Origin of the sequence: Psychrobacillus sp. FSL H8-0487 (genome assembly GCF_038008385.1) — a bacterium.
Classification (GTDB): domain Bacteria; phylum Bacillota; class Bacilli; order Bacillales_A; family Planococcaceae; genus Psychrobacillus; species Psychrobacillus psychrotolerans.
This window is the reverse complement of record NZ_JBBOZA010000001.1, coordinates 2,811,879-2,826,768: the sequence shown is the minus strand read 5'-3', so window position 1 is coordinate 2,826,768 and position 14,890 is coordinate 2,811,879. Positions and strand designations below refer to the sequence as shown.

The following is a 14,890-nucleotide window of genomic DNA, read 5'->3' as shown; positions in this document are numbered from 1 at the left end:
TTATATCCAAGCTTTAAGGGTGATGGAGGAAGGCTAGTAAATTCTATGCGAGTGCGAGTAAACAAATTTCAAGCTAATATACAGAGGAGTCAGATTTTTTTAACTAAATATTTTTCCGATAGGTTGTCAATGTTCGTGTTTTTTGGTAAAATTAGATATGTTGTGAACGTTCTTATCAGGAGGTGGAATAAATGCACGCATTATTAATGACTTTACTAGTCATCGTTGCGATCGCATTGATCGTTGTTGTATTGTTACAATCAGGGAAAAGTGCTGGTCTCTCAGGAGCCATCTCTGGTGGAGCTGAACAACTTTTTGGAAAACAGAAAGCTCGCGGTATGGACTTAGTCTTACATAGAGTAACGATTGTACTTGCAGTTCTATTTTTCATATTGACTATTGCCGTAACTAAATTTTAATCCTAATCTATTGATAGGATGATTTTTTCTGGCGAGTGTATTATACACCTAAGCCTTTTTGATAATAAAACAGATGCGAACCGCCTGACCGACTTCTGATTGGTTAGGCGTTTTCTTATAAGTAAAATTATTCATACATATATCAATTTAATTTTAAAGCAGGTATTAATAATCTCTGAACAGTGTTGATTTCCGCTTCAGGCGGACGCTTTCCGCGGGCACGGCTTCAATCTCCTCGGGTCTACAGGATGTAGATCACGAAGGCGTTGCCACACGATGTGGCGTACTTAGCCTTTGTCCCTTGTGTACGTTCCTGCGGGGCTTTCAGCTCGCGCTATTCCCGCTGGAGTCGCCGCCTTATGCTTCAATCAACGAGTTCCACTTAATATTTATGTTTTATTCTTAAATTAAGTATTAATTACATTACATATGAAATATAAGGCATTATTCGGGCATATTACATTAATTAATGAAATAATTAGTATTGGCGAATAATGTATATAGCTTAATATTGATGGAGGTTTTACATATGCGAATTTCAACTCCTAAGCCATTTTTCTTTGAAGCTGGAAAACGTGCAGTATTGCTACTTCATGGTTTTACAGGGAATTCCTCAGATGTTCGTATGCTTGGACGGTTTTTAGAAAAAAATGGCTATACATCCTTAGCTCCTCATTACAAAGGGCATGGCGTTCCACCAGAAAAGTTACTGGAAACAGGACCACAGGATTGGTGGAAGGATGTCATGCAAGGATATGACCGACTAAAATCAGAAGGTTATGAAGAAATTGCTGTTGCTGGGTTATCTCTTGGAGGAGTATTCTCCCTGAAGTTAGGGTATACAGTACCTGTAAAAGGTATTGTTACGATGTGCTCCCCGATGACGATGAGAACAACTGATATTATGTTTGAAGGTGTATTAAAATACGCAAAAGAATATAAAAAGTATGAAGGAAAATCCGAACAGCAAATAGAAGAAGAAGTAGAGGCTATACGACAAACACCAATGGAGACATTGGCTGAGCTAAGAGAGTTTGTTTACAATGTCCGTGAGCATGTAGATCATGTGTATGCTCCGTTACTCGTAACTCAAGGGAAAAAAGATAAGGTAATCGATATTACCTCTGCAGATTATATATATGAACAGGCAGAATCGTTTGAGAAAAAACTAAATTGGTATGAGAATTCAGGACATGTAATTACACTTGGCTCGGAAAAGGAACAATTACACGAAGATATATTAAACTTTTTAGAGTCGCTTGATTGGAATGTGTAAAACAGTCCAAAAGTGCACACGCTGAAAAAGGAGGGATGTTTGATGGAAAATATGAAAGAACAATTACTTGAACTTATGAACACAGAAGAATATAAACCATTAACAACAAAAGAGTTGGAAGAACATTTTAATCTGGTAGATGCAGATGATTTTAAAGAATTAGTAAAAACACTTGTCCAAATGGAGGAACAAGGTGCAGTCGTTCGCTCTAGATCGAATAGATATGGAATTCCTACACGTATGAATCTAATAGCTGGGAAATTCATTGGGCATGCAAAAGGATTCGGTTTCGTTACTCCAGAAGAGAGCGGAAATGATGATATTTTCATACCACCTACAGAAGTAAATGGAGCAGTCAACGGAGACAAAGTACTTGTACGAGTTTCCAAAGATTCATCTGGAGATCGCCAAGAAGGTGCGATTATTAAAATAACCCAACGTGGCATGACGCAGGTTGTCGGAACGTTCCAGGACAATAAAGGCTTTGGATTTGTTATTCCAGACGATAAAAAGGTCCCGATGGATGTGTTTATCGCTAAAGGCGATACATTAGGCGCTATTGAAGGGCATAAAGTAGTCGTAGAAATTACCGAATGGCCAAATGAAAGAAAGTCCGCTACCGGGATGGTAACACAAATTTTAGGACATAAAAATGATCCAGGTGTCGATATACTTTCTATTATTTATAAGCATGGTATTACGATTGACTTCCCAGAAGAAGTGATTAACCAAGCAGAAGCTGTTCCAGACCAAATTGATGAAAAAGATTTAGAGAATCGCCGTGATCTTCGTGACGAAGTAATCGTTACAATTGACGGAGCAGATGCTAAAGACTTAGATGATGCGGTAACCGTGACGAAAAATTCGGATGGTACATATAAACTTGGCGTACATATCGCTGACGTAAGTCATTATGTAACAGATGGGTCACCATTAGACCGTGAAGCTTATGACCGTGGAACAAGTGTCTATTTAGCAGACCGTGTTATTCCAATGATTCCACATCGTCTATCAAACGGAATTTGTTCGTTAAACCCTCAAGTAGATCGTTTAACATTATCTTGTGAAATGATTATCGACGGTTCAGGAATGGTAACTTCACATGAAATTTTCCAAAGTGTTATTCGTACTACGGAAAGAATGACGTATGCAGATGTATACAAAATTCTTGAAGAAAAAGACGAAGCATTAATGGAACGCTATAAAGACTTAGTCCCTATGTTTGAACTAATGGGAGAGCTTGCGGAAGTTCTTCGTACGAAACGTGAAAGACGCGGAGCAATTGACTTCGATTTCCCAGAAGCGAAAATTCTTGTAGATGAAGATGGCTGGCCAACAGATATCGCTATAAGAGAACGTACTGTAGCAGAGCGTCTGATTGAAGAGTTCATGCTTGCTGCCAATGAAACAGTTGCCGAGCATTTTAAATGGATGGACGTACCGTTTATCTATCGTATTCATGAAGATCCAAAGCCTGAAAAACTAGAACGATTCTTTAACTTCTTAACAAATTTCGGGATTGTCGTTAAAGGTACTGGTAACGAAATTCATCCAAAAGCGTTACAAGAAATTATTGAAAACATTGAAGGAATGCCTGAAGAACCGGTTATTTCTACAATGCTACTACGTTCATTACAACAAGCGAAATACTATTCTGAATGTCTAGGACATTTTGGTTTATCAACCGAGTTTTATACGCACTTCACATCACCAATTCGTCGTTATCCGGATCTAATCGTACATCGTTTGATACGCACATATTTGGTAAATGAAGATGTGTCCCAAGCTACCGTAAATCATTGGGGAGCTATCATGGACGATATTGCAGAGCATACGTCTAAACGGGAACGTCGCGCTGTAGATGCAGAGCGTGATACGGATGCACTTAAAAAAGCTCAGTTTATGGCTGACAAGATTGGTGAGGAATTTGAAGGTATTGTTAGTTCTGTAACAAACTTTGGTCTGTTTATCGAACTTCCTAATACAATTGAAGGCCTAGTACATGTTACGAATATGACGGATGATTATTATCGTTTTGACGATCGTCAATTGGCGATGATTGGAGAACGTGGTGGCAAGCAATTCCGCATTGGTGACGAGGTAACGGTTCGAGTATCTGCCGTAAAACCAGAAGAAGCTTCGATTGACTTCGAAATTGTAGGGATGAAAAAAGCATTCCAACGTACAAGAAGAGAAGCACCAAAAGTTATAAATGCCTCTAAAAGAGCAAGCAGTGGGTCAGGCAGTCGAGAAAAATCACAGCCAGGACCAGCAAAAGGACCAAAACAGAAACAGAAGTTTTACGAGTCTGTTGCGAAAAAATCACAACGTCGTAAACGTCCAAAGAAAAAATAAGAGAGCGATCACTAAGTCGCTCTCTCTCATTTTTTGAGTTTTGAGGGGTGAATGAAATGGCTAAAAAGAATGAAGATAGAATTCTTGCACAGAACAAAAAAGCAAATCATGATTATTATATTGAAGAAACGATTGAAGCTGGAATTGTCTTGCAAGGAACTGAGATTAAATCTATACGTAATGCTAAAGTACAGTTGAAGGACTCCTTCGTACGTATTCGGAATAACGAAGCATGGATTTCGAATATGCATATCAGTCCATATGAGCAAGGGAACCGATTTAACCATGATCCATTGCGTGCAAGAAAGTTATTGCTGCACAAGAAACAAATAAGTGAGTTAATCGGTGATACAAAAAGAGATGGTTATTCCATCGTTCCTTTGAAGATGTATATGAAAAATGGCTTCGCTAAAGTATTAATAGGCGTCGGAAAAGGGAAAAAAGATTATGATAAACGCGATGTGTTGAAGAAAAAAGAAGCAAAACGTGATATGGATCGAGCATTTAAAGAGAGCAATAGATAAGAGCATAACCATAACTGGTAGAATGTCTCTCTTGAATATTGACTATATTTGATGTATAGTTAGGTATGTAACAAAGCTTACATTATTCCATAAACGGGGACGTTATGGATTCGACAGGGATAGTCTGAGCTTGAGTTGCGCGTCGGAGGCTCGGCTCCGTAAAAACGGAACTTATAACAACAGGCAAAACAAACAACAACTTAGCATTCGCAGCGTAAGCTCGGATCTGCTTTATCTACCCATCGCCCATGTGGCTAGGTAAAGCTCAACTTTAGTGGGATACGGTAGCCAGTGCAACTTGAGCTGTCTGCAAGAGATTTCCAAGTTAGCGTACACAACGCCCGCTTGTCGGCATAGTGCTACGCGAAACCTAAATAGGCAAGATACACGCGTAGAAGCTTAAGTGTTAGAGTTTCTGGACGCGGGTTCAAATCCCGCCGTCTCCATAAAGCAGTTTCAATGAGTTTCAATGAACGTCAAAACCCTTGGTATTCAAGGGTTTTTTCTTTTGCACTATATCATATAACCTCAAAGAATATCATTTAACCGTATTCAAAACCGTAGTCAAAGCCTTAGTCCAATCATCACTGTTCATATAATTTACGAAATTTGAAACTACTTGTTTTTTTGTTTTAGGCGTAACGTGTGCGTAAGTATTCATCGTAGTTTTCAAATCAGTATGACCTAAACGAACTTGAACTTCTTTATAATCATTGCCGGCTTCTAGTTGTAAAGTACAATGTGTATGCCGTAAACCGTGTGTTGTAATTTTCTTTAACTTATATTTGTCCTGAACATGCATAATCCACTTACGTGTTTTTGTAAGCTGTAAGTATTCATTTCGTTCATTGCTAAAGACTAGCTGCTTAGGCTGCGCCGTATTAAAGCCTAACATCAGATAATCTTGCTTTTGTTTTTCCTTCCATTCCTTCAATATAGCCATTGTTTCTTTATCCATATCAATTGTACGTGCAATACCTGTTTTAGTTGTCTTTAGATAATGCATATTATCTTTGCCTCTTGCAATGGCTTTATTAATCCGAATTTCGTTTTTATGAAAATCTAGGTCCTTCCAGGAAAGGGCAAATGCTTCCCCCTTTCTCATACCGCTAAACGAAAGTAATCGAAATAAAGCGTAAGCTTTGAAGTTTTTTTCTTTTTTTGAGCAAGAAAGAAATTCAATTAGTTGTTCACGAGTATAATAGTTTTCTTCATCTTCGTTTTCAATGCCTTTCTTTTTGCGCGAGGGTATCTCTACAAGTGAAAACGGATTTGATTGTATATAGCTACGCTTTATAGCAAAATCCAGGACCTTAGAAGCATAAGATTTTACCATAAGGAATCTCACCAACTTCGACGCCCAGTCATCCAAATGTTTTTGACATATATCAACTGATATTTTCTCAACTCTATAGTTACCCATCGCAGGTAAAATATGATTTTTGAAGATACCTATAGTTTTAATGAATGTACTTTCTTCAACATTCTTTTCATAATGGTTAATCCATAAATTGTAAATATCTTCGAAGGTTTTAACCTGTTGCTTGCGAAAAGTACCGTTGTATATTTGGAGTTTTGCTTGGCTTAAAGCCAACTTAGCTTCCTCTGACCTTTTAAATCCTCGGCGAGTTGTTCGCATTTCTTTTCCAGTAAGAGGGTCAACGCCGATATATAAGCTGAACATAAAGCGTTTCTCTTTATTTTTTAGTGTGTAAGATTTAACAGTATTCTTCATTTTAATTTCCTCCCTGTATTTACGGAGACAAGATTAGAGGAAAAATAATGCAATTATCTATTTTGTGAAAATTGCATTATCTTCATTGTATACTAAAACCCTCTATCTATATAACCGTTCTTTCAATTAATAGCTGTGTTTGTTTAAAAAATTGTCAATTTCCGTTTTAGAAACTCTTTTTACCGCACCAATTACAGATATTCTTAATCCACGGAGTATGAATTTATTAAAAGTATTTACTGCTACTCCAGCATATATAGAGCCTTCTTTTAAGTTCATCCATTCTTTAGTTGAATGTTGGTTTTGTTTAAGCTCGTTTATAGCATTTTCAAGTACTTTGTATGCGATATCACGTAACTGATTTTCTGTTAAGGAAGTTAAACTTTGTTCTGAATTCATTTTTATATTACTCCTCATTAAATATTTTGAGTTTTTGATGGCTTTATTGCTATGTATATTTCGCTGAAAACAATTTGGAGATAATCCCACAAAGTAATTAGACAAAGAAACATGTGGGATTAATTCAGCCATCTTTAGATTTTTTATAATTTATCACTGTGATTTTCTCAAACAAATCTTGGCGCCGAGTATCGAATTGAGCTACTTACACCAGTCCAAAGGAACAATCACATTGCTCTCCCTCAATAGTTCATGTTTCCAAGTTCGGATTCTATGTGCTCTCGATTATCTATATGTTTTCGCAATTTGTTTGAATGATGATGCGTCTTCTAGCAATCTATGTATGTAATTGAAAGTTAAGTGTGTAAATTGGCAGTTCATCGGTGTTCCAGAAGTTCCAGAATGTTTTCTACATCCAAATGGAATGAAGCGAACCTACTTGTATTACCCCGAGGAAAGGACCAATAATTCCGTATCTTTTCCCCTTGGAATCATTTATTTCCTTGACCCACTTTACCCAGTATCTATTTCTTCCGGCTGTATATAGCTCATTGCATGCCAGCCAACAATATAGACTGAAGATTTCGCTTTAAATTCTTGTTTTAAAATTGCGGATTTCCTATCTCTACTTAAAAACTCTCGCTCGATTTCAGTCATCATCTCATCTAACTGGTTAACTGCTAGTAATTTAAGTCCTGATGCAAAAAAAATTAGATATTTATGAATCATCATTGTTGAGCCCTCCTTTATGTTTGTGTCCTTATGATAGCAAAAAGAGAATCATTATAATTAAATAATAGGAATTATTTCTTCAGAATGAAATAAAATTGTTGTAGTGAAAATTAATAGCTGATTTTTAACAATAGGACATTAATATTTGATATAATTAGAGGATTTTTTCTTTCTGGAAATCTGAGAATCAAGATTATAAGATAATAAAACTATTTTTTAAGGTAAAATAGTAGCCGAGTTGGTTAAACTGTTTACTCTCGAATTGTTTGGGATAAATCATCTTAGATACCCTCGGGTTGAATTCCGATGAACACTAAGTTCCTAGGTGTACGGTTGGTTAATGAGAGTGTTTCCAAGTGACTTCCCATGTAAAAGAAGTTCTTATTGAGTTACAGGTGTTAGTCAATGGATATTAAACTATTTTTTTGATTTCTGATAATCGATTTAGTAAGTATCTAAGTTTTGTCAATCTACTCTGATTGCATCAAACTGTTGGAATAATAATATTCAAGCTGCATCTATTTACGTTTCATAAGTAGTTGGCGGTACCGCTTAATTTTCAATCTACTCTGTAAAATTAGAACAAAAGTCTATTCCTTTTGACTGGAATGGACTTTTTTTATGGTTAAAAACTTACCTAAGATGTGTATATACAATGCCTCAGTACTTGTTATTCATCTAAAATAAATAAGTATTTACAAGAGAATAAATTATCTATAGTATACGAGTATACAAAGTTTACGTATTGATTGATAACAATAGGAGGTTTTTAATATGCCTGATAAGTTAGTGAGCATTAGAATGAATGAAAATTTAGCTGAAATACTAGAAGAGCGAGCAAATAGTCTAAATAAATTAGCTCCAGAGATTAAGGTGACAATGGGGGGCAGTGTACGCCATGCAGCGGAAACATATGCATTGGAACTTGCTCGTCAAGAAATAGAACGACGGTTGGTTTGTCCATTACCTACTACGAATATGGGTGAATCATTCAAGGATAAGTTTAAAGATAATCCGTTTGTCACAGACAACGATGACATTTCTTTTTCAACTAAAGAATTAGAAAAACTAGCTTCAAGTTTTCAAACGATTGCACAAATTTTTAAGAATAACACTAAAATTAGTTCTGATATTGTAGAAGTTTGGGAATCTATTGGTGGCTATTTGAAAGATGAAGCAAATCACTTTTCTTTTATAGAAGAAAGTATGCAACAAGATAGGAAGTACAAAAATAATAATAGTTAAGAACTATTGATTCAACCACATAAGCAGCAAAATGACACAATTAATTTAGATTTTATGGAGGACGCATCTATGGCAACAGCAAATTTAGGATTTGAAGAAAAATTATGGAGTATGGCAGATAAATTACGTGGGTCGATGGATTCCGGCGAATATAAAAATGTAGTCCTAGGATTACTATTTTTAAAATATGTTTCTGACTCATTTGAAGAAAAACATGAAGAATTAGCAGCCGATGAATATTCAGACCCCGAAGACCAAGATGAATATCTAGCAGAAAATATTTTCTGGGTACCAAAAGAAGCTCGTTGGTCATTCATTAAAGATAATGCTAAAAAACCAGAGATTGGGCAGTTGATTGATAAAGCGATGATTGCGATTGAAAAGGAAAATCCGTCGTTGCAAGGGGTTCTGCCAAAGGATTATGCACGTCCTGCACTCGATAAAGTACGTTTAGGTGAAACGATTGACCTGTTCTCGTTTAGAGTGGGGGATGAGGATAGTCGTTCAAAGGATATATTAGGGAGAGTTTATGAGTATTTTTTAAGCAAATTTGCTAGTGCTGAAGGAAAGAATGGTGGAGAATTCTATACGCCGTCGTCTGTTGTACGTTTATTAGTTGAGATGCTTGAGCCGTATAAAGGGCGTATTTATGACCCTTGTTGTGGTTCAGGTGGAATGTTCGTACAAAGTGAAAAATTTGTGGAAGAGCATCATGGAAAACTTGGAGATATTGCTGTTTACGGTCAAGAGTCAAATCCGACAACGTGGAAGCTTTGTAAAATGAACTTGGCGATTCGTGGGATTGATAGCAATATTGGGACTCATAATGCAGATACATTCCATAATGATTTACATAAAGGATTAAAAGCAGACTTCATCATGGCAAATCCACCTTTTAACATTAAAGATTGGGGTGGAGATAAGTTATCTGGGGATGTGCGTTGGCAATATGGTACACCACCGGCTAATAATGCGAACTACGCATGGATTCAGCATATGGTTTCAAAGCTTGCTCCGGCAGGTACAGCAGGTTTTGTATTAGCTAATGGTTCGATGTCCTCTAATACATCAGGTGAAGGTGAAATTCGTAAAAATTTAATTGAAGCTGATTTAGTGGAATGTATTGTGACGTTGCCGGGACAATTGTTCTATTCAACACAAATTCCTGTATGTGTTTGGTTTGTATCGAAAAACAAAACAAAAACGGGAAAACGTGCTCGTAATGGGGAAGTTTTATTTATTGATGCACGCAAAATCGGGTTTATGGCAGACCGTACACATAAAGAGTTTGCTGACGATGACATTCAAAAGATTACAACTGCATTTCATACATGGCGTGGAAAATCAGACGAGATATACGATGATGTACAAGGTTTTTGTAAAGTTGTAACTTTAGAAGAAATTCGAAGCAATGATTACATTTTAACGCCCGGTCGATACGTGGGTTTAGAAGAAATAGAAGATGACGGTGAACCATTTGAAGAAAAAATGGTTCGTTTAACAGATGAACTATCAGAACTATTTGTTAAATCCACAAAGTTAGAAGTTAAAATTCGCCAAGTACTTGGGGGGATTGGGTATGAAATATAAAATTACAGGTATTAGTTTTTCTGACGCAGCACACATTATTGGAGGAGGGACTCCTAAGCGCTCTGAACCGACGTATTGGAATGGGAGTATACCTTGGTTATCGGTTAAAGATTTTAATAATGATTATAGAACTGTTACCCGCTCATCTGAATTTATAACTGAATTAGGATTAAAAAACAGTTCTACAAAGTTATTAGAAAAAGGAGATATTATTATTTCTGCAAGGGGTACTGTTGGGAAATTAGGGCAAGTTGATAAACCAATGGCTTTTAATCAGTCTTGTTTTGGAATTCGGGGAAAAAAGGATATTGCAGTTAATGATTATCTTTATTATTGGTTAAAATATAACATTGAATCATTAAAAAAAAATACTAATGGTTCTGTATTTGACACAATCAATAAAGCGACATTTGATAGTTTAAAGATAAATTTACCCAATATTCAAGTGCAGAATAAAATTAGTGGTGTTTTGCTTACTTTTGATGAGAAAATCGAAATGAACTTGAAATTAATATCTATTTTAGAAGAACTTTCTCACTCCCTTTTCAAACACTGGTTCATTGATTTTTATTTTCCAAATGAGCAAGGGCTTCCTTATAAATCAAATGGTGGCAAGATGAGGGATAGTGAGTTAGGGGAGATACCCGAGGGATGGAAGGTTCAAAATTTAGTAGATATCTGTGAAGTTAAAGATGGTACTCATGATTCACCTAAACAAGTTGAAGAAGGATATCCATTGGTTACATCGAAACATCTAGGTAAAAACAGTATAGATTTTGCTACTACAAAGTTAATTTCATTGGAAGATTATAAAAAAGTAAACAAAAGAAGTTTAGTGGAAAGAAATGATATTTTGATAAGTATGATTGGGACAGTGGGTAGACTCTATCTTGTTCAAGATAAGACCATAGATTTTGCAATTAAAAATATTGGCTTGATTAAGACTTCTCAAATAGTTGATTATGAATTTATTTATTGTTATCTACAATCAGAATCAATGAAAGCACATATAGAAGAGCGTATGGCTGGAAGTACACAACAATATATCAGTTTAACTGAACTTAGAAAAATACCTGTTTTAATGCCTACTAAAGAAGCATTAAAACAATTTAAGGATAAGCTCAATTATTTATTTGATAAGGTTTATTCGTTGACGCAAGAAATTCATCTTTTGGAGGATTTAAGTAATTCTCTACTGCCCAAACTTCTATTAGGAGAGATAGATATCCCAGACGAAAGTGTGGTTGATTGAAATGTTTAAGTATTTAGAGTCTGATTTAGAAGAAGCTACTTTGGAATGGCTGGCTGAGATGGATTATTCCGTCTTAGCTGGACCTGATATTGCACATGAAGGAGATTTGCCCGAACGTGACAGCTTTCAAGACGTGGTATTAATTGAACGTTTACGCGATGCGCTACGTCGTATCAATCCTCAAGTACCTACGGAAGCTATCGATATGGCATTACAGAAGATTGAAGCTAATGAGTCACCTAGTTTGGTTGTAAACAATGAAAAGTTTCATAAGATGGTGACTGACGGAGTGGACATTGAACTGCAAGGTACAGATGGACACAATCCGACGGTCAAAGTATGGCTTTTTGATTTCGGAAATTCACATAATAATGATTTTGTTGCAGTTAATCAATTTACGATTATTGAGGGAAATCAAAATAAACGCCCTGATATACTCGTATTTGTGAATGGTTTACCTTTAGTCGTTATTGAGCTAAAGAACGCTACAAATGAGGCTACAGGCATTTCAGAAGGCTACAATCAATTGCAAACTTATAAGCAAACGATTCCTTCTTTATTTCGTTACAACGCCTTTTTGGTAACAAGTGATGGAGTCAATGCTCGGGTTGGCTCATTAACGGCGAATGAAGAACGCTTTATGAAATGGCGAACTGTCGATGGAGAACTTGCTCCTACATCCTTATCTCAATTAGAAGTCTTGTTAAAAGGAATGCTAGAGCCAAGTCGATTCATGGATATTCTACGTAATTTTATCTTGTTTCAAAGTGATGGAGAGAATTCCTATAAGATTTTAGCTGCATATCATCAATTCTATGCAGTCAATAAAGCGGTTGAAAAAGCAAAAATCGCTATAAAAGGTGACCATAAAATTGGTGTTATATGGCATACACAAGGTTCTGGGAAAAGTTTGTCGATGGTGTTCTATGCTGGGAAGCTAATTCAATCCATGAGTAATCCAACGATAGTTGTTTTAACAGACCGTAACGATTTAGATGACCAGCTATTTAATACATTTTCAATTTCAGACGGCATCTTACGTCAAACCCCTGGTCAAGCTAATAGTCGTGATGAGTTGAGAGAGTTGCTTACTGTCCAATCTGGTGGCATTATTTTTACCACATTACAGAAGTTTTCTTCAGATGAAGATACAAGTGTTATGCCTTGTTTAACAGACCGTACCAATGTGATAGTAATGGTGGATGAAGCTCATCGTTCACAATATGGGTTTGGAGCAACAGTTCGTGGAAATGATGCGGAAACAAAGTACGGTTTTGCTAAGTATGTACGTGACGCATTGCCGAATGCTTCATTTATTGGATTTACAGGAACGCCAGTAGAATCAACAGATAAAAATACACCAGCAGTTTTTGGTGAATATATTGATATTTATGATATGACACAAGCAGTGGAAGATGGCTCAACTGTGAAAATCTTCTATGAAAGTCGTATTATTCCTCTAGATTTACCAAGTGGCTTAAGTATTGACGATGAGTATGAAGAAATTACAGAGGACCAAGAGCAATCTGTAAAAGAAAAGATGAAGTCTAAATGGTCACGTTTAGAGGCTGTAGCTGGTGCTGAATCAAGAGTTAAGCGTTTAGCTACTGATATAGTGATGCATTACGAAGAACGCCAAGGAGCAATGTTTGGAAAATCGATGGTTGTGGTTATGTCTCGTCGTATAGCAATTGACTTGTATAAAGAAATAGTGAAATTGCGACCAGATTGGCACTCGGAAGATGACGATAAGGGCATCATAAAAATTGTGATGACAGGTGCTTCAAGTGACCCACCAGAGTGGCAGCCTTTCATTGGTAATAAAAAGAGACGTGAATATTTATCTAAGAGAATGAAAGATAATGATGACCCTTTAAAAATTGTTATCGTACGTGATATGTGGTTGACGGGTTTTGATGTACCGGCGATGAATACAATGTATATCGACAAACCAATGAAAGGTCATAATTTAATGCAGGCAATTGCCCGTGTAAACCGGGTTTTTAGGGACAAACCTGGAGGATTAATTGTAGACTACATTGGGATTGCTGATAGTTTAAAAGAAGCACTACATCAATATACAGAGAGTGATAAAGAAACGGCTGGTATAGATACCTCAGTCGCTGTAAACTTATTGTTAGAAAAATATGAGTTACTTGTTGAAATGCTATATAAACATGATTACAGTGGTTATTTATCTGAAAAATCAACAGTAAGAATGAATGCTATTATTTCCACAATGGATTTTGTCCTGGGTCTTGGTGAGGATGAAAAACGACGATTTATTAATACCGTAACTGAACTTTCAAAAGCATATGCATTATGTGCCACTACTGAGGAAGCACAAGAGATAAATGCTGAAATTGGTTTCTTCAAAGCAGTAAAAGCTAGTCTTGCTAAAAGTATTGGCGATGGTAGCAAGAAGAAAACAAATGCTCAAATGGAAGCAGGGATTAATCAATTAATATCCAAATCAATTATCTCAGAAGAAGTCGTTGATATTTATCAATCACTTGGTTTAGAAAATCCGGACATTTCAATTTTATCGGATAAGTTTTTAGATGATGTAAAAGCAATGCCGCATAAAAACTTAGCGGTTGAGCTGTTAAATCGCCTGCTAAATGGCAAAGTAAAGTCAGTACAGCGAACAAATCTAATCCAAGCACGAAAGTTTTCCGAAATGCTTGAAGGGGCACTTAACAAATACAATAAGCGTGCCATTGAAACATCGAAAGTTATTGAGGAACTAATTGCATTGGCTAAGGAAATGGATTCAGCTTATAAAAGTGGTGAAAAAGCAGGACTTATCAAAGAAGAAATTGCTTTCTACGACGCTCTAGCATCACATGAAACGGCTGAACAAGTATTAGGCGATGATACTTTGAAACTCATCGCGCACGAACTTACAAAATCTATTAAAGAAAATATGAGTATCGACTGGAATCTACGTGAGTCAGCCCGAGCAAAAATGCGTATAACCGTGCGAAAACTGTTGAAGAAATATGGCTATCCGCCGGATTTACAAAAAGAAGCTGTAGAGACTGTGGTTAAGCAAGCAGAGCTCATGGCGCAGATGGAGTTTGATTTAGGTTCTTACTAATAATAGCCTCCATCTACAGTTTGTACTAGTTTCAATGTTTTCAGGTTCTAGGACACAATAATCTTTTCTAGAAGCTTTTACTGTCTTTCTAAGATAATCCTGGCATAAATAAAACCAAAGAGAATTCATTCGAAATGATGATTGTTTTTTCTTTGGTATTTTATATTTGAGTATTTGCTCAACGTATTTTATATCAGTAGAGATTGGAATAGTAGAGAAAAAACTGCCCAGTAGAGAATGTCCTATAGTGCGGCAGTTTTGAA

Annotated in this window: 11 protein-coding genes and 1 other RNA gene; 9 read left to right on the top strand and 3 right to left on the bottom strand. The window is 36.3% G+C overall.

The genetic code is table 11. From position 1 onward, the window contains the following. The first annotated feature begins 191 nt into the window (after nucleotides 1–191). The 5 genes from secG to ssrA all read left to right on the top strand — a co-directional run bounded on the left by secG (nucleotide 192) and on the right by ssrA (nucleotide 5,023). Entirely contained in the window at nucleotides 192–419 is a 228-nt protein-coding gene (gene secG / locus MHI47_RS14430) for a preprotein translocase subunit SecG (RefSeq protein ID WP_090566811.1), read from the top strand. Between the two features lie 529 nt (nucleotides 420–948). Beyond that, on the top strand, nucleotides 949–1,695 hold the full coding sequence (locus MHI47_RS14425; RefSeq protein ID WP_340831282.1) for an alpha/beta hydrolase: 747 nt from the start codon (nucleotides 949–951) through the stop codon (nucleotides 1,693–1,695). Nucleotides 1,696–1,737: 42 nt separating this feature from the next. Beyond that, nucleotides 1,738–4,050, top strand: coding sequence for a ribonuclease R (gene rnr, locus MHI47_RS14420; RefSeq protein WP_340763180.1), 2,313 nt, complete (start codon nucleotides 1,738–1,740; stop codon nucleotides 4,048–4,050). A gap of 56 nt (nucleotides 4,051–4,106) precedes the next feature. Further along, nucleotides 4,107–4,574, top strand: a complete 468-nt coding sequence (gene smpB / locus MHI47_RS14415; protein ID WP_093537685.1) for an SsrA-binding protein SmpB — start codon at nucleotides 4,107–4,109, stop codon at nucleotides 4,572–4,574. Between the two features lie 95 nt (nucleotides 4,575–4,669). Then, nucleotides 4,670–5,023: a transfer-messenger RNA gene (gene ssrA, locus MHI47_RS14410) on the top strand. Between the two features lie 89 nt (nucleotides 5,024–5,112). On the opposite strand, the gene MHI47_RS14405 is transcribed toward ssrA, so the two are convergent. The 3 genes from MHI47_RS14405 to MHI47_RS14395 form a co-directional block, all read right to left on the bottom strand. Next, nucleotides 5,113–6,309, bottom strand: a complete 1,197-nt coding sequence (locus MHI47_RS14405) for a tyrosine-type recombinase/integrase (protein WP_340831280.1) — start codon at nucleotides 6,307–6,309, stop codon at nucleotides 5,113–5,115. A gap of 126 nt (nucleotides 6,310–6,435) precedes the next feature. Further along, on the bottom strand, nucleotides 6,436–6,708 hold the full coding sequence (locus MHI47_RS14400) for a DNA-binding protein (protein WP_340831279.1): 273 nt from the start codon (nucleotides 6,706–6,708) through the stop codon (nucleotides 6,436–6,438). Between the two features lie 513 nt (nucleotides 6,709–7,221). Then, complete coding sequence (locus tag MHI47_RS14395) at nucleotides 7,222–7,440, bottom strand: hypothetical protein (RefSeq protein WP_340831277.1); 219 nt, start codon at nucleotides 7,438–7,440, stop codon at nucleotides 7,222–7,224. A 774-nt stretch (nucleotides 7,441–8,214) separates the two neighbouring features. Between MHI47_RS14395 and MHI47_RS14390 the strand changes: the two genes are divergently transcribed. The 4 genes from MHI47_RS14390 to MHI47_RS14375 all read left to right on the top strand — a co-directional run bounded on the left by MHI47_RS14390 (nucleotide 8,215) and on the right by MHI47_RS14375 (nucleotide 14,627). Continuing rightward, nucleotides 8,215–8,685, top strand: coding sequence for a hypothetical protein (locus MHI47_RS14390; RefSeq protein ID WP_340831275.1), 471 nt, complete (start codon nucleotides 8,215–8,217; stop codon nucleotides 8,683–8,685). A gap of 69 nt (nucleotides 8,686–8,754) precedes the next feature. Further along, nucleotides 8,755–10,275 carry a class I SAM-dependent DNA methyltransferase gene (locus MHI47_RS14385; RefSeq protein WP_340831274.1) on the top strand — a complete coding sequence of 507 codons (1,521 nt, stop codon included), beginning with the start codon at nucleotides 8,755–8,757 and terminating at the stop codon, nucleotides 10,273–10,275. Then, nucleotides 10,265–11,527 carry a restriction endonuclease subunit S gene (locus MHI47_RS14380; RefSeq protein ID WP_340831273.1) on the top strand — a complete coding sequence of 421 codons (1,263 nt, stop codon included), beginning with the start codon at nucleotides 10,265–10,267 and terminating at the stop codon, nucleotides 11,525–11,527. The genes MHI47_RS14385 and MHI47_RS14380 overlap by 11 nt, the downstream gene beginning before the upstream one ends. Before the next feature lies 1 nt (nucleotide 11,528). Further along, nucleotides 11,529–14,627: a type I restriction endonuclease subunit R gene (locus MHI47_RS14375; protein ID WP_340831271.1), complete on the top strand. Its 3,099-nt coding sequence runs from the start codon at nucleotides 11,529–11,531 to the stop codon at nucleotides 14,625–14,627. Nucleotides 14,628–14,890: the final 263 nt, after the last annotated feature.